Origin of the sequence: Niveispirillum sp. SYP-B3756 (assembly GCF_009495745.1) — a bacterium.
Lineage (GTDB): Bacteria > Pseudomonadota > Alphaproteobacteria > Azospirillales > Azospirillaceae > Niveispirillum.
In genome coordinates this window covers 493,392-508,350 of sequence record NZ_WIDQ01000003.1, presented here as the reverse complement: position 1 = coordinate 508,350, position 14,959 = coordinate 493,392, and the positions used below count along the sequence as shown (strand labels likewise).

Below are 14,959 nucleotides of genomic sequence, written 5' to 3'. Positions count from 1 at the left end.
CGCCATGAGCAACAATCTCGTCACCGGCAACGCCAACAGTGTCGTGACCAACACCAGCCCGCTGCCGCCCGGTTCCGCTCAGGACGCCTATTTGAAGGCCGTCACGACGGAGATCGAGGATAAGGGCTTCATCGTCGCCAAGATGGATGATCTTGTGACCTGGGCGCGCACCGGTTCGCTGTGGCCGATGACCTTCGGTCTGGCCTGCTGCGCGGTGGAGATGATCCATTCCTACATGGCGCGCTACGATCTGGATCGGTTCGGTGTGATTCCGCGCCCCAGCCCGCGTCAGTCGGACGTGATGATCGTTGCCGGCACCCTTTGCAACAAGATGGCCCCGGCGCTGCGCAAGGTCTATGACCAGATGGCGGAGCCGCGGTGGGTCATCTCCATGGGTAGCTGCGCCAATGGCGGCGGCTATTACCATTATTCCTACTCCGTCGTGCGCGGCTGCGACCGCATCGTGCCGGTGGATATCTATGTTCCCGGCTGCCCGCCGACCGCCGAGGCGCTGGTCTACGGCATTCTGCAATTGCAGAAGAAGATCAAGGGCGGCAATCGCCTGATCCGCGCCTGAGTTTTGGCTAAAGACGGTTTGTAGGACGCTTGGCTATGAGCGATGAGGCCCTGAAAGAACTCGGTGACTATATCAGTGGTGCCCTGGGCGCTGCTGTGGTGAAGACCGAGGTGGCGTATGGTGAATTGATGGTGACGCTGACGCGCGAAGGCGCGTTGCGTGGCATCCAGTTCCTGCGCGACGACTCGACGACCCGCTGCGAGATGCTGGCCGACATCGCCGGCGTGGACTATCCCAGCCGCCCTGAGCGGTTCGAGGTGGTCTACAACCTGCTGAGCGTCAAGCATAACCACCGTATCCGGGTAAAGGTGACGACGGATGAGGACACGCCTGTGCCCTCCGTCGTCTCCCTCTATCCGGTTGCGGGCTGGTTTGAGCGCGAGGCCTGGGATCTTTACGGTATTTTCTTTGCCGATAACCCGGACCTGCGCCGCATCCTCACCGATTACGGTTTCGAGGGGCATCCGCTGCGCAAGGACTTCCCGCTGACCGGCTATGTCGAGCTACGCTACGACGAAGAGCAGAAGCGCGTCGTCTATGAGCCGGTGACCCTGCGGCAGGATTTCCGCACCTTCGATTTCCTCTCTCCCTGGGAAGGCATGACCGACGTGCAGTTGCCGGGTGATGAGAAGGCTGTCATTCCGCTGGGCGCGCCGACGCCCGCGGCTAAGCGTTAAGGGGGCCGTCCCAATGGCAACGACCAACGTCGCAACCCAGACAGGTGCCGGGATCGCCACCGCCGGCCAGCCCGGTGAAGTGCAGATCAAGCCGCTGACGATGAATTTCGGCCCCCAGCACCCGGCAGCGCATGGTGTGCTGCGCCTGGTGATGGAGATGGACGGCGAAATCGTCGAACGCGCCGATCCGCATATCGGTCTGCTGCACCGCGGCACCGAAAAGCTGATCGAGTACAAGACCTATACTCAGGCAACGCCCTATTTCGACCGGTTGGATTATGTGTCCCCGATGTCGATGGAGCACACCTGGGTTTTGTCGGTGGAGAAGCTGCTGGGCATCACCCCGCCCAAGCGTGGCCAATATATTCGCGTGCTCTATGCTGAGCTGACGCGTGTTCTGAACCATCTGCTGAATCTGACGACCTTCGCGCTCGACGTTGGTGCCATCACGCCGGCGCTGTGGGGCTTTGAAGAGCGCGAGAAACTGATGGAATTCTACGAGCGCGTGTCGGGCGCTCGTATGCATGCCAACTATTTCCGCCCCGGTGGGGTCAATCTGGACCTGCCGGCGGGTTTGGCGGACGATATTTTCGAATATACGGAGCGGTTCCCCAAGTTCTACAGCGACCTGGAGAACCTGCTGAGTGAGAACCGCGTGTTCAAGCAGCGCACCGTCGATATCGGCGTCGTCAGCGCCGCCGACGCGCTGGCCTGGGGCTTCAGTGGCCCGATGCTGCGCGGTTCCAATGTGGCCTGGGATCTGCGCAAGGCGCAGCCCTATGACAGCTACGAAGAATTCGATTTCGACATTCCGGTCGGCCTGACCGGCGACTGCTACGCCCGCTATCTGGTGCGGATGGAGGAGATGAAGCAATCCATCTCCATCATGCGTCAGGCGCTGGACAAGCTGTCCAAGACGCCGGGCCCGGTGAAGGTGAATGACCGCAAGGTGTCGCCGCCCTCGCGTGGCGAAATGAAGCGGTCGATGGAATCCCTGATCCATCATTTCAAGCTGTATACCGAGGGCTACCACGTGCCGGCCGGCGAGACCTATACGGCGACCGAATCGCCGAAGGGTGAGCTGGGCGTCTATCTGGTGTCCGATGGCACCAACCGCCCGTACCGCTGCAAGATCCGCCCGACCGGTTTCTCGCACCTGCAGGCGATGGATTTCATGTCCAAGGGCCACATGCTCGCCGATGCCGTGGCGATCATCGGCTCCATGGACATCGTGTTCGGAGAGATTGACCGATGAGTGCCGCCCATTCCCATGGTCCCGCCGTGGCGGAGCCGACCAGCTTCGAATTCTCTGCGGAGAATCTGGAGCATGCCAAGCGCATCATCGCCAAATATCCCGAAGGCCGTCAGCAGAGCGCGGTGATGCCGCTGCTTGACCTGGCCCAGCGCCAGTGCGGCGGCTGGCTGCCCAAGGTCGCCATCGATTATGTGGCACACTATCTGGACATGGCCCCGATCCGGGCGCTGGAAGTGGCCAGCTTCTATACGATGTACAATCTGAAGCCGGTCGGTAAGCACTTCGTCCAGGTTTGCACCACGACCCCGTGCTGGCTGCGCGGATCGGACGAGGTGCTGCACGCTTGTGAGAAGAAGCTGGGTATCAAGGCCGGCCAGACGACGCCGGACGGCCAGTTCACCGTGATCGAGGTGGAATGCCTTGGTGCCTGCGTGAACGCACCGATGATGCAGATCGGTGACGATTTCTATGAAGACCTGACGGCGGAGACGACGGAAAAGGTTCTCGATGCGCTGGCGCGCGGCGAGAAGCCGACGGTTGGCCCGCAGAATGGCCGTTTGCGGTCCTGCCCGTCGGGCGGTCCGACCACGCTCACCCAGTCGGCCTTGGCCGCTGGCGTCAAGCCGCAGAACTGAGGGGAGGGGAGAGATCATGCTTCGCGATGAAGACCGCATCTTCACCAACCTCTACGGCTTTGAAAGCCCGTTCCTGGATGGTGCCAAGACCCGTGGTGACTGGTCTGGCACCAAGGAGATCCTGGATCTCGGCCGTGAAAAGATCATTGAGCTGGTGAAGGAATCCGGCCTGCGTGGCCGCGGTGGCGCTGGCTTCTCCACCGGCATGAAGTGGTCCTTCATGCCCAAGACCAGCAATGGTCCCGTATATCTGGTGGTGAATGCCGACGAGGGCGAGCCCGGTACCTGTAAGGATCGGGAAATCATGCGCCACGATCCGCACAAGCTGATCGAAGGCTGCCTGATCGCCGGTTTCGCCATTGGCGCTACGGCCACCTATATTTATATCCGCGGTGAGTTCTACTACGAAGCCGCCAACGTTCAGCGCGCGATTGACGAGGCTTATGCTTCCGGTCTGATCGGCAAGAACGCCTGTGGCTCCGGCTATGATCACGACGTCTATCTGCATCTGGGTGCTGGAGCCTATATTTGCGGTGAAGAGACGGCGCTGATCGAGAGCATCGAGGGCAAGAAGGGGCAGCCGCGTAACAAGCCGCCCTTCCCGGCCATGGCGGGCCTCTATTCCCGCCCGACGACGGTGAATAACGTCGAATCCATAGCCGTGGTTCCCACCATTCTGCGTCGGGGCCCGTCCTGGTTCGCCGGTCTGGGCCGTCCGAAGAACAGCGGCACCAAGCTATTCTGCATTTCCGGTCATGTGAACCAGCCGGCAACCGTCGAAGAAGAGATGGGCATTCCGCTGAAGGAACTGATTGAGAAGCATTGCGGCGGCGTGCGTGGCGGTTGGGATAACCTGCTGGCCATCATCCCCGGCGGTTCCTCGGTGCCGCTGCTGCCCAAGGAAATTTGCGACACGGTGTTGATGGATTTCGACAGCCTGCGTGAGGTCCGGTCGGGCCTGGGCACGGCGGCTGTCATCGTCATGGACAAATCGACCGATATTGTCCGCGCTATCGCCCGCCTGTCGAAATTCTACATGCATGAAAGCTGCGGCCAGTGCACGCCCTGCCGTGAAGGCACGGGCTGGATGTGGCGCGTGATGGAACGTCTGGTGAAGGGTAATGCCCGTGTCGAGGAAATCGACATGCTGCTGGACGTGACCAAGCAGGTGGAAGGCCACACGATCTGCGCGCTGGGTGATGCCGCCGCGTGGCCGATCCAGGGTTTGATGCGTCATTTCCGCCCCGAGGTGGAACGCCGCATTCTTGAATACCGCACGCACGCCGAACTCGGCGCGCGCGTGGCCGCAGAGTAAGTCGGGGGCCCGAGAGGATACCATGCCCAAGCTCACAATCGACGGTATCGAGGTCGAAGTCGCCCCCGGCACCTCCGTGCTTCAGGCTTGCGAGCAGCTCGGCATCGAGGTGCCGCGCTTCTGCTACCACGAGCGCCTGTCCGTTCCCGCCAACTGCCGCATGTGCCTCGTTGAGGTGGAGCGCAGCCCGAAGCCGGTGGCATCCTGTGCCATGCCGGCGGGTGAGGGGATGGTCGTCAAGACCAACACCGACACCGTCCATAAGGCCCGTAAGGGCGTGATGGAATTCCTGCTGATCAACCACCCGCTGGATTGCCCGATCTGCGACCAGGGTGGTGAGTGCGATCTGCAGGACCAGGCGGTCTCCTACGGCTATGATCGTGGCCGGTATGAGGAGAACAAGCGGGCGGTGAAGGATAAATATATGGGTCCGCTGATCCGGACCTATATGACCCGCTGCATCCAGTGCACCCGCTGCATCCGCTTCGTGGATGAGATTGCCGGCGTGCCGGCCCTGGGCGGTCTGGCCCGTGGCGAGCATCTGGAAATAACCCCGGCGCTGGAAGTCGGTGTGAATTCGGAAATGTCGGGCAACCTCGTTGATGTTTGCCCCGTCGGTGCGCTGACCTCCAAGCCCTACGCGTTTAATGCGCGGCCTTGGGAGTTGCGCAAGACCGAGAGCATCGACGTGATGGATGCCGTCGGCTCCAACATCCGCGTCGACGCCCGTGGCGGCGAAGTGTTGCGCGTTCTTCCGCGTCTGCATGAGGATGTGAACGAGGAATGGATCAGCGACAAGACGCGCTATGCCATTGATGGTCTGAAGCGTCAGCGTCTGGATCGCCCCTATGTGCGTGGCACCGATGGTAAGCTGAAGCCGGCGACCTGGGCTGAGGCGTTTGCCGCCATCAAGACCCGTCTGGCCAATGTGCCGGGCAGCAAGATTGCCGGTATCGCCGGTGATCTTGTCGATGTCGAAAGCGTTGTTGCGCTGAAGGATCTGCTGACCAAGCTGGGTTCGGCGAACCTGGATTGCCGCCAGGATGGCGCGCAGTTCGATACCAGCAATCGCGCCGGCTATATTTTCAACACCGGCATTGCCGGGATTGAAAATGCCGATGTCGTGCTGCTGATCGGCACCAACCCGCGTTGGGAAGCCCCGCTGGTCAATGCCCGCATCCGCAAGACCTATCTGACAGGCAAGCTGAAGAAGGTTGCTGTCGTTGGCCAGAATTTCGATCTGACCTATCCGACCGAATTCCTGGGCAATAGCGGCTCTGTTCTGTCGGCCCTGGCCGATGGCTCGCATCCGTTTGTCGAAACGCTGAAGGCTGCCAAGAACCCGCTGATCATTCTGGGTGCCGGCGCGCTGCGCCGTGGCGACGGGCTGGCCGTTCAGGCAGCATCCCGCGCCATTGCCGAAAATGTCGGCGCCGTGCGGGAAGACTGGAACGGTTTCAATGTGCTGCATCTGGCCGCTGGCCGGGTTGGCGCGCTGGATGCCGGCTTCTTGCCGGGTCCGGGTGGCCGCGATCTGGCGGGCATCCTGGCTGGTGCGCAGTCGGGTGAGATCGAGGCGGTCTATCTGCTGGGTGCGGATGAGATTGATGGTGCCAAGCTGGGTAAGGCCTTCGTGGTCTATCAGGGCCATCATGGCGACCGTGGCGCGCATCGCGCCGACGTGATCCTGCCGGGTGCCGCCTATACGGAGAAGAACGCCACTTACGTCAATACTGAGGGCCGCGTACAGCACGCCCGTTTCGCCACCTTCCCCCTGGGTGAGGCACGCGAAGACTGGAAGATCCTGCGCGCTTTGTCGACGGAGCTGGGGCAGGCGTTGCCCTATGACACGTTGGCCCAACTGCGCCAGCGTCTGGTGCAGGTCAATCCGGTATTCGCTACGCTGGACCGTCTGGTTCCCTCGGTTTGGGGGCCGTTTGGTCAGGCTGGCACCATTGCCGATGCGCATTTCGCGTCGCCGATCGAGAATTTCTATATGACGGACCCGATCAGCCGCGCCTCGCAGACGATGGCGCAATGTACGGAAGCCTTCCTGAAGCCGGCTTTGCCGGCCGCCGCTGCGGAGTAAGCGACGATGTTGGAGAATTGGGCCCACCTGTGGGATCAGTTGCCGCTGATCGTCCGGATCGTCGCGTCGATCCTGGTCATCACCGTGCCATTGCTGATCGGCATGGCCATGTTGACCTATTTCGAACGCAAGGTGATGGCGGCGATGCAGCTTCGCCAAGGTCCGGCCCTTGTCGGTCCCTGGGGCTTGTTGCAGGCATTCGCTGACGGTTTGAAGCTGCTGAGCAAGGAAGTCATCATTCCTGCCGGTGCCAACCGCGTCGTCTTCCTGGCGGCACCGATGCTGACCTTCCTGTTGGCGCTGGTCGCCTGGGCGGTGATACCGTTCGGTGAAGGGCTGGTGCTGGCGGATATCAATGTCGGCGTCCTCTATCTCTTTGCCATCAGTTCGCTGGGTGTCTATGGCATCATCATGGCAGGCTGGGCGTCGAACTCGAAATACGCCTTCCTGGGTGGTCTGCGCGCAGCGGCACAGATGGTCTCTTACGAGGTCTCCATCGGCCTCGTGATCATCACGGTGCTGCTGTGCGTCGGGTCGCTGAACCTGTCGAAGATCGTGGAAGCGCAGAAGAGCATCTGGTTCTTCATTCCGCTGTTCCCGATGTTCATCATCTTCTTCATCTCGGCTCTGGCGGAAACCAACCGCGCCCCGTTCGATTTGCCGGAAGGTGAATCCGAGCTGTCCGGTGGTTTCAACGTCGAATATTCGTCGATGGCGTTCGCCCTGTTCTTCCTGGGCGAGTACATCAACATGATCCTGATGAGCGGCATGACCTCCATCCTGTTCCTGGGTGGTTGGCTTCCGCCGTTGGACATCGCGCCGTTGAACTGGATACCGGGTCCGCTCTGGTTCATCTTGAAGATCTGCTTCTGCCTGTTCTGCTTCATCTGGGTCCGCGCGACGCTGCCGCGTTACCGCTATGATCAGTTGATGCGTCTGGGTTGGAAGGTCTTCCTGCCGTTCTCGTTGATCTGGGTCGTCCTGACCGCCGGTGTCCTGGTCTATTTCGACCTGCTGCCGAAGTGATATCGCTTGTAAAGGGCAGGGGGATCCGTTCCCCCGCCCGGTTATGGAGGTGATCATGGCCCTGCTCGACCGTACCGCGCGCGGCCTGTTCCTGGTGGAGCTTGTGAAGGGCATGGCGCTGACATTCAGCTACATGTTCCGTCCGCGGGCAACCATCAACTATCCGTATGAGCGCGGGCCAACCAGCCCGCGCTTCCGCGGTGAACATGCGTTGCGCCGCTACCCGAACGGTGAAGAACGCTGCATCGCCTGCAAGCTTTGCGAAGCGATCTGCCCGGCTCTGGCCATCACCATCGAGGCCGAACCGCGTGAGGATGGCAGCCGCCGTACCACGCGTTACGACATCGATATGACGAAATGCATCTATTGTGGCCTGTGCCAGGAGGCCTGCCCTGTGGATGCCATCGTTGAGGGCCCGAACCTGGAATTCGCCACGGAAACCCGCGAGGAGCTTTTCTATAATAAGGAAAAGCTGCTGGCGAATGGCGACCGCTGGGAAGCCCTGATCGCTGCCAATCTTGCGGCAGATGCGCCGTACCGATAAAAACCCTTGGCGTTCCGGCGATCCCGCCGGAACGTCCGCCTGCCCTTCGCCCGGAGTATCCTCCGTGACCTGTTTCAGCAAACGACCCGCGCCGGAGGCGGCGTAACCATGGTGAATATCGCATTCTTCGTGTTCGCCGCGATCCTGCTGGCTTCGGCCGTGCGGGTGATCACCGCCAAGAACCCCGTTCACTCGGTGTTGTTCCTTATCCTCGCCTTCTTCAGCGCAGCGGCCTTGTTCGTGCTGATCGGTGCCGAATTCGTGGCCATGATCCTGGTCATCGTCTATGTCGGCGCGGTGGCGGTGCTGTTCCTGTTCGTGGTGATGATGCTCGACATCAACTTCCAGGAACTGCGGCATGGTTTCCTGCGCTATATGCCGGTTGGCCTGGTGGTCGGCGGCATCCTGGCGGTGGAACTGGGCTTCCTGGCTGCGACGCAGTTGATCGGCCCGGTAGAGGCCGCGGGAGGCCCCACGGCCATCCCGCCAGTGTCGGAACTGACCAATACGCAGGCCATCGGCCATATCCTCTATACCGACTACGTTTACGCCTTCCAGGCTTCCGGCCTGATCCTGCTGGTTGCGATGATCGGCGCCATCGTGCTGACCCTGCGGTCGCGCAAGGGTGTCCGCCGCCAGGAGATCGGCCAGCAGCTTGACCGCAAACGCGACCAGGTTGTCGCGGTGCGTAAGGTGCCGACGCGGGGAGGCGTCTGATCATGTTGGAAGTTGGACTTTCGCATTACCTGATCCTGTCGGCGGTGTTGTTCACCATCGGCGTGTTCGGCATCTTCCTGAACCGGAAGAACGTGATCATCATCCTGATGTCCGTGGAAATGATCCTGCTGGCGGTCAACATCAATCTGGTGGCCTTCTCGGTCTATCTCAATGACCTGGTGGGCCAGATTTTCACCATGTTCATCCTGACCGTGGCTGCCGCAGAGGCGGCGATCGGTCTGGCGATCCTGGTGGTGTACTTCCGCAACCGCGGCACGATCGCGGTTGAAGACATCAACATGATGAAGGGTTGAGGCGGGCATCATGGAAATCGCTGCCATCTTCCTGCCCCTGTTGGGCGCCTTCATCGCCGGGTTCTTCGGTCGCCTGATCGGCGACCGGGGTGCCCAGATCGTCACCTGTGCCGGCGTGCTGACCGCCGCCGTGCTGTCCGTGTTGCTCTTCACCGAAATCGGTTTCGGTGGGCACGAGGCAGCGCGCACCATCCACCTGTTCACTTGGATCGACAGCGGCACCTTCGAGGTGTCCTGGTCGCTGCGGATTGATACGCTCACGGCCGTCATGCTGGTCGTGGTTAACGGCGTCTCCGCCATGGTGCATGTCTACTCGGTCGGCTATATGAGCCATGATCCGAGCAAAGCTCGCTTCATGGCCTATCTGTCGCTGTTCACCTTCATGATGCTGATGCTGGTGACCGCCGACAACCTGCTCCAGATGTTCTTCGGCTGGGAAGGCGTGGGCGTTGCCTCCTACCTGCTGATCAATTTCTGGTACGAGAAGAAGAGCGCCAACGACGCTTCCATGAAGGCGTTCCTGGTCAACCGCGTGGGCGATTTCGGCTTTGCGCTGGGCATCATGGCCGTGTTCGTCATCTTCGGCAGTGTGCAGTTCGATACGATCTTCGCGCAGGCCGCTTCCAAGGCGGACGCTACCTTCAACTTCCTGGGCTTCCAGGTTCATGCCCTGACCTGCGCCTGCCTGCTGCTGTTTGTCGGTGCCATGGGCAAGTCGGCCCAGTTGGGCCTGCACACATGGCTGCCGGACGCCATGGAAGGCCCGACCCCGGTGTCGGCGCTGATCCACGCGGCCACCATGGTGACCGCCGGTGTCTTCATGCTGGCGCGTATGAGCCCGGTGTTCGAATATGCGCCGGTAGCGCTGGAAGTGGTGACGGTGCTGGGTGCGTTGACGGCGTTCGTCGCCGCCACCATCGGCCTGACCCAGTTCGACATTAAGCGCGTCATCGCCTATTCGACGATGAGCCAGCTTGGTTACATGTTCTTTGCCATCGGTGTCGGCGCCTATCCGGCCGCCGTGTTCCACCTGATGACCCACGCTTTCTTCAAGGCGCTGTTGTTCCTGGGCGCCGGTTCGGTGATCCATGCCATGTCCGATGAACAGGACATGCGCAACATGGGCGGCATCTGGAAGCAGATCCCCGTCACCTATGTGATGATGTGGATCGGCAATCTGGCGCTGGCTGGTATCCCGATCTTCGCCGGCTTCTACTCCAAGGACATGATCCTGGAAGTGGCGTTTGCCAAGCATACGGGCATCGGCAACTTCGCCTTCTGGATGGGTATCGCCGCTGCCTTCATGACCGCCTTCTATAGCTGGCGTCTGCTGATCATGACCTTCCACGGCAAGCCGCGCGCTTCCGAAAAGGTGATGGCGCATGTGCATGAAAGCCCGCTGGTGATGCTGGCGCCGCTGTTCGTGCTGGCCACTGGTGCGGTTCTGGCCGGTATCGTCGCCAAGGATTGGTTCGTCGGCCATGAGTTGGCGGAATTCTGGTCCGGCAGCATCTTCATGCTGGCGGGTGAGCATGGCACGATCATCGATGCGGCCCACCATGTGCCCGGCTGGGTGCCCTATGCTCCGCTGGTCGCCGGTCTGACCGGTATCGCACTGGCCTATGTCTTCTACATGTTCGCACCGGGCCTGCCGGCGGCCTTTGTCGGCACCTTCAAGGCCATCCATGCCTTCGTGTTCCGCAAATACATGTTTGATGAGCTGTACAATGCCCTGTTCGTCCGTCCGGCCATGAAGCTCGGCTTCGGTCTGTGGAAGGTGGGCGATGTGGCCATCATCGATGGTCTGGGCCCCGATGGGGCGGCCAAGGTGACGCGCGGCCTCTCGGTCGTCGCCAGCCGGCTGCAGTCTGGTTATGTGTACCATTATGCTTTTGTGATGGTGATCGGCGTGGTCGCGTTGGCCGGCTGGTTCTTCCTGGCGCGCTGAGGTAGGGAGTCTTTCGAAATGGCCGATGTGCCGATCCTTTCGCTGACGACGTTCCTGCCCCTTGTCGGCGCGTTGTTCATTCTGCTGATTCGGGGTGAGGAGCAGAATGTCGCGCGCAACGCCAAAAGTGTGGCGCTGTGGACGTCGATCATCACCTTCGTTGTTTCGCTGTTCATCCTGACCGGCTTCGACCCTTCCAATCCGGGCTTCCAGCTCGTGGAGGAGGTGCAATGGCTGCCGGCCTTCAACATTGCCTATATTAAGGGCATTGACGGGGTGTCGGTCTGGTTCGTCCTGGCCTCCACCTTGCTGACGCCGATCTGTGTGGTGGCCTCCTGGGATGCGGTTGAAAAGCGCGTCAAGGAATTCATGATCGCCCTGCTGGTTCTGGAAACCATGCTGGTTGGCATGTTCACCGCGCTGGACTTCGTGCTGTTCTACTTCTTCTTCGAAGGGGTGCTGCTGCCGATGTTCCTGATGATCGGTATCTGGGGTGGTCCCAACCGCGTCTATGCCTCCTACAAGTTCTTCATCTACACGTTCGTGGGTTCGGTGCTGATGCTGCTGGCCATCCTGGCCATGTATCTGACCGCCGGCACCATGGATATGCGTGTGATGGTGGACTACCCGTTCAGCTCCAACATGCAGATCTGGCTGTGGCTGGCCTTCTTCATCGCCTTTGCGGTGAAGACGCCGATCTGGCCGGCCCATACCTGGTTGCCGTTCGCCCACGTCGAAGCGCCGACCGCCGGGTCGGTGATGCTGGCCGGCGTGATGCTGAAGATGGGTGGCTATGGTCTGATCCGGGCCAATATCCAGATGCTGCCGGAAGCCAGCTTCTACTTCCAGAATCTGGTCTTCGTGATGTCCATCGGCGCTATCATCTACACCTCACTGGTGGCGCTGGCGCAGAGCGACATGAAGAAGATGATCGCCTACAGCTCCGTGGCCCATATGGGTTACGTGTCCATGGGCATCTTCACCATGAACCAGCAGGGTCTGGACGGTGCGATGTTCCAGATGCTGAGCCACACCTTCGTGTCGGCCGCGCTGTTCCTCTGCATCGGTGTGGCCTATAACCGCCTGCATACCCGCGAGATGGCTGCCTATGGCGGCATGGCCAAGAACATGCCGCGCTATGCGGTGGTGTTTGCGATCTTCATGTTCGCCTCGGTCGGTCTGCCGGGCACCTCTGGCTTCGTCGGTGAGTTCCTGACCATGCTGGGGGCGTTTGAGGCGAATACCTGGGTCGGCCTGTTCTCCGCCACCGGTCTGGTTCTGGGTGCCGCCTATATGCTGCTGTTGTTCCGCAAGCTGTTCTTCGGCAAGCTGGACAAGCCGGAAGTCAAGGCGATGCAGGATCTGAACTGGAAGGAAGTCAGCTTCTTCGCCCCGCTGGTCGCCATTGTGATCATCATGGGCGTCTATCCGGCCAGCTTCCAGAATGTCTATAATCCGACGCTGGAGAAGATCCTGGCGGATCATCAGGCGTCCCTGCGTTCGGCCGGGCTGATCGAAGCCCAGCCGACCCAGACCGCACACGTCACCCAAGAGACCGCGTCGACTGCCGCCCAAGGGCAGCCGGTGGCCGACAAGGCGAGCGAGAACTGAGCCATGGCAACCTTTCCCGACCTGATCCCTGCCTTGCCGGAGATCTTTCTGGCCGTTGCCGCCATGGCGCTGCTGTTGATCGGCGTCTTCCGGGGTGAAGGCTCCCTGCGTCTGGTCTCCTGGCTGGCCGTGGCCTCCCTGATCGGTGCCGGCTTCCTGGCCGTCACCGGTGTGGGGCTGACCGGTCGCGTCGTTACCTTCAACGGTCTGTTTGTCACCGACCCGTTCGCGGTGTTCGCCAAGCTGCTGATCCTGACGGCTTCCGGCCTGTCGATCATTCTGTCGATCAATTATCTGGAAAAGGAGCGGGTTGCCCGTTTCGAATATCCGGTCTTGGCCGTCCTGGCGACGCTCGGCATGATGGGCATGGTGTCTGCCAACAACCTGATTTCGCTCTATATCGGGTTGGAACTGCAGTCGTTGGCACTCTACGTGCTGGCCGCCTTCAAGCGCGACACGGTCAAGTCCTCGGAAGCCGGCCTGAAGTATTTTGTGCTGGGCGCGCTGTCCTCCGGTCTTCTGCTCTACGGTTCCAGCCTGATCTATGGCTTCACCGGCAGCGTCAGCTTTGAGCGCTTGGCTGAGGTGCTGACCGGCACCCCCTCGCTGGGTGTGATCGTCGGGATGGTGTTCGTGTCCGCGGGTCTAGCCTTCAAGATTTCCGCCGTGCCGTTCCATATGTGGACGCCGGACGTCTATGAAGGTGCCCCCACGTCGGTTACCTCCTTCTTTGCCGTGGCACCGAAGGTGGCGGCGATGAGCCTGTTCATCCGCGTTCTGGTCGGCCCCTTCGGCGATCTGACGGCGCAGTGGCATCAGGTGATCTGGTTCTGTGCGGCTGCCTCAATGATCGTCGGTTCGCTGGGGGCCATTCAGCAGAAGAACATCAAGCGTCTGATGGCCTACAGCTCCATCGGTCATATTGGTTACGCGCTGGTTGGTCTTTCGGCTGGTAGCCAGGAAGGCGTGCGCGGCGTGCTGATTTATCTGGCGATCTATCTCGCCATGAATGTCGGTGTGTTCGCCATCATCCTGTCCATGCGGCAGAATGGCCGTGCGGTGGAGGAGGTTGCTGATCTGGCTGGCCTGTCCAAGACCCACCCGCTGCTGGCCTTTGCCATGGCGGTGTTCATGTGGTCCCTGGCTGGCGTGCCGCCGGCGGCTGGTTTCTGGGGCAAGTGGGCGGTGTTCCTGCCGGCCATCCAGTCCCAGCTTTACGGTCTGGCTATCATCGGCGTTATCGCGTCGGGCATTAGCTGCTACTATTATCTGCGCGTCATCAAGGTGATGTATTTTGATGATGTGACGGAACAGCTCGACCGGCCGGCCCTGTTGACGGGTGCGGTGGCCACGGGGGCGGCCCTGTTCGTGTTCCCGGTCTATATCTTCTTCCTGGCGCCGATCACCTCCGGTGCAGCGGCCGCGGCAGCTTCTCTGTTCGGTGCCCGTTGACGGCATCGGCATGAACCAGTCTGAAGAGATGAATGAAGCAACGCGGGCAGCCCAGCTGCCCGCGTTCTTTTATTTGGTGGAGTTGGAAAACTGCGGCAGTACCAATGACGAGGCCAAGGAGATGGCGCGTCAGGGTGCGCCGGAAGGCACCCTGATCTTCGCCCACCAACAGACGGGTGGGCGGGGCCGCCGGGGCCGCGTCTGGAATTCGCCGGAGGGGAACCTTGCCTGCTCCCTGATCTTGCGGCCGACCTTGCCGCCAGCCGATGCGGCGCTGCTCTCCTTCGTGGCGGCCTTGGCTGTGGCGGAGACGGTGGCTGAGCTGACACCGGCACGCCCAACATTGAAATGGCCCAATGACGTATTGGTCGGCGGTGCAAAGATTTCTGGCATTCTGCTGGAGTCAGAGCCCGGCCCGACAGGATTGGTCGATTGGTTGGTGCTGGGTACTGGCATCAATGTGTCAGCCTTTCCGGATGACACGCCCTATCCCGCTACCTGCTTAAGGGCGGTGGGTGCGGTGGGTGATATCACCCCGCGTCTTGTCCTGGCCCATTACAGCCGCCATTTTGAACGATGGTATCAGCGTCTGCTGCGCCAGGGCTTCGCTCCCATCCGCGCCGCGTGGTTGAACGCGGCGCAGGGGTTGGGGGCACCGGTCACGGTGCGGTTGGCGCATGAAAATTTCTCCGGCATATTGCTTGATCTTGATATGGATGGCGCTCTGCTGGTTGATTGTGATGGGTGCATTCGGCGTATTACGGCGGGTGACGTCTTTTTTGGTAGGGAAGGGTAGGGC

At 61.0% G+C, this 14,959-nt stretch carries 14 protein-coding genes; all 14 read left to right on the top strand.

The annotated features are described in order from the left end of the window. The first annotated feature begins 4 nt into the window (after positions 1-4). A complete protein-coding gene (locus GE253_RS09325; protein ID WP_153203840.1) occupies positions 5-577 on the top strand; it encodes an NADH-quinone oxidoreductase subunit B in 573 nt (190 codons plus the stop codon). Positions 578-612: 35 nt separating this feature from the next. Then, positions 613-1,254 carry an NADH-quinone oxidoreductase subunit C gene (locus GE253_RS09320; RefSeq protein WP_153203839.1) on the top strand — a complete coding sequence of 214 codons (642 nt, stop codon included), beginning with the start codon at positions 613-615 and terminating at the stop codon, positions 1,252-1,254. A gap of 100 nt (positions 1,255-1,354) precedes the next feature. Continuing rightward, the gene (locus GE253_RS09315; RefSeq protein WP_247878586.1) at positions 1,355-2,509 is read left to right on the top strand and encodes an NADH-quinone oxidoreductase subunit D; all 1,155 of its coding nucleotides are present in this window, start codon (positions 1,355-1,357) and stop codon (positions 2,507-2,509) included. Further along, a complete protein-coding gene (nuoE, locus tag GE253_RS09310; RefSeq protein ID WP_153203837.1) occupies positions 2,506-3,144 on the top strand; it encodes an NADH-quinone oxidoreductase subunit NuoE in 639 nt (212 codons plus the stop codon). The genes GE253_RS09315 and nuoE overlap by 4 nt, the downstream gene beginning before the upstream one ends. Positions 3,145-3,160: 16 nt before the next feature. Continuing rightward, a complete protein-coding gene (nuoF, locus tag GE253_RS09305) occupies positions 3,161-4,459 on the top strand; it encodes an NADH-quinone oxidoreductase subunit NuoF (protein ID WP_153203836.1) in 1,299 nt (432 codons plus the stop codon). Between the two features lie 22 nt (positions 4,460-4,481). Next, a complete protein-coding gene (gene nuoG / locus GE253_RS09300) occupies positions 4,482-6,548 on the top strand; it encodes an NADH-quinone oxidoreductase subunit NuoG (protein WP_153203835.1) in 2,067 nt (688 codons plus the stop codon). A gap of 6 nt (positions 6,549-6,554) precedes the next feature. Beyond that, on the top strand, positions 6,555-7,574 hold the full coding sequence (gene nuoH, locus GE253_RS09295; RefSeq protein WP_153203834.1) for an NADH-quinone oxidoreductase subunit NuoH: 1,020 nt from the start codon (positions 6,555-6,557) through the stop codon (positions 7,572-7,574). 55 nt (positions 7,575-7,629) lie between these two features. After that, a complete protein-coding gene (nuoI, locus tag GE253_RS09290; protein ID WP_089288128.1) occupies positions 7,630-8,118 on the top strand; it encodes an NADH-quinone oxidoreductase subunit NuoI in 489 nt (162 codons plus the stop codon). 108 nt (positions 8,119-8,226) lie between these two features. Further along, positions 8,227-8,835: an NADH-quinone oxidoreductase subunit J gene (locus tag GE253_RS09285; RefSeq protein WP_153203833.1), complete on the top strand. Its 609-nt coding sequence runs from the start codon at positions 8,227-8,229 to the stop codon at positions 8,833-8,835. Between the two features lie 5 nt (positions 8,836-8,840). Further along, positions 8,841-9,149 carry an NADH-quinone oxidoreductase subunit NuoK gene (nuoK, locus tag GE253_RS09280; protein WP_029014783.1) on the top strand — a complete coding sequence of 103 codons (309 nt, stop codon included), beginning with the start codon at positions 8,841-8,843 and terminating at the stop codon, positions 9,147-9,149. A 10-nt stretch (positions 9,150-9,159) separates the two neighbouring features. Further along, positions 9,160-11,097 (top strand): NADH-quinone oxidoreductase subunit L, encoded by a 1,938-nt coding sequence (nuoL, locus tag GE253_RS09275; RefSeq protein WP_153203832.1) that lies wholly within the window; start codon positions 9,160-9,162, stop codon positions 11,095-11,097. Positions 11,098-11,115: 18 nt separating this feature from the next. Further along, positions 11,116-12,708, top strand: a complete 1,593-nt coding sequence (locus tag GE253_RS09270) for an NADH-quinone oxidoreductase subunit M (RefSeq protein WP_153203831.1) — start codon at positions 11,116-11,118, stop codon at positions 12,706-12,708. Positions 12,709-12,711: 3 nt separating this feature from the next. Then, positions 12,712-14,160 carry an NADH-quinone oxidoreductase subunit NuoN gene (nuoN, locus tag GE253_RS09265; protein ID WP_153203830.1) on the top strand — a complete coding sequence of 483 codons (1,449 nt, stop codon included), beginning with the start codon at positions 12,712-12,714 and terminating at the stop codon, positions 14,158-14,160. 10 nt (positions 14,161-14,170) lie between these two features. Beyond that, on the top strand, positions 14,171-14,956 hold the full coding sequence (locus tag GE253_RS09260; protein WP_153203829.1) for a biotin--[acetyl-CoA-carboxylase] ligase: 786 nt from the start codon (positions 14,171-14,173) through the stop codon (positions 14,954-14,956). Positions 14,957-14,959: the final 3 nt, after the last annotated feature.

Excerpts from the sequence above, each read along its gene's own strand:
- GE253_RS09285 (WP_153203833.1), top strand. The coding sequence starts at position 8,227 with ATGGTGAATATCGCATTCTTCGTGTTCGCCGCGATCCTGCTGGCTTCG.
- GE253_RS09260 (WP_153203829.1), top strand. The coding sequence starts at position 14,171 with ATGAACCAGTCTGAAGAGATGAATGAAGCAACGCGGGCAGCCCAGCTG.
- GE253_RS09270 (WP_153203831.1), top strand. The coding sequence starts at position 11,116 with ATGGCCGATGTGCCGATCCTTTCGCTGACGACGTTCCTGCCCCTTGTC.
- GE253_RS09315 (WP_247878586.1), top strand. The coding sequence starts at position 1,355 with ATGAATTTCGGCCCCCAGCACCCGGCAGCGCATGGTGTGCTGCGCCTG.
- GE253_RS09320 (WP_153203839.1), top strand. The coding sequence starts at position 613 with ATGAGCGATGAGGCCCTGAAAGAACTCGGTGACTATATCAGTGGTGCC.
- nuoN (WP_153203830.1), top strand. The coding sequence starts at position 12,712 with ATGGCAACCTTTCCCGACCTGATCCCTGCCTTGCCGGAGATCTTTCTG.
- nuoF (WP_153203836.1), top strand. The coding sequence starts at position 3,161 with ATGCTTCGCGATGAAGACCGCATCTTCACCAACCTCTACGGCTTTGAA.
- nuoI (WP_089288128.1), top strand. The coding sequence starts at position 7,630 with ATGGCCCTGCTCGACCGTACCGCGCGCGGCCTGTTCCTGGTGGAGCTT.
- nuoG (WP_153203835.1), top strand. The coding sequence starts at position 4,482 with ATGCCCAAGCTCACAATCGACGGTATCGAGGTCGAAGTCGCCCCCGGC.
- GE253_RS09325 (WP_153203840.1), top strand. The coding sequence starts at position 5 with ATGAGCAACAATCTCGTCACCGGCAACGCCAACAGTGTCGTGACCAAC.
- nuoL (WP_153203832.1), top strand. The coding sequence starts at position 9,160 with ATGGAAATCGCTGCCATCTTCCTGCCCCTGTTGGGCGCCTTCATCGCC.
- nuoH (WP_153203834.1), top strand. The coding sequence starts at position 6,555 with ATGTTGGAGAATTGGGCCCACCTGTGGGATCAGTTGCCGCTGATCGTC.
- nuoE (WP_153203837.1), top strand. The coding sequence starts at position 2,506 with ATGAGTGCCGCCCATTCCCATGGTCCCGCCGTGGCGGAGCCGACCAGC.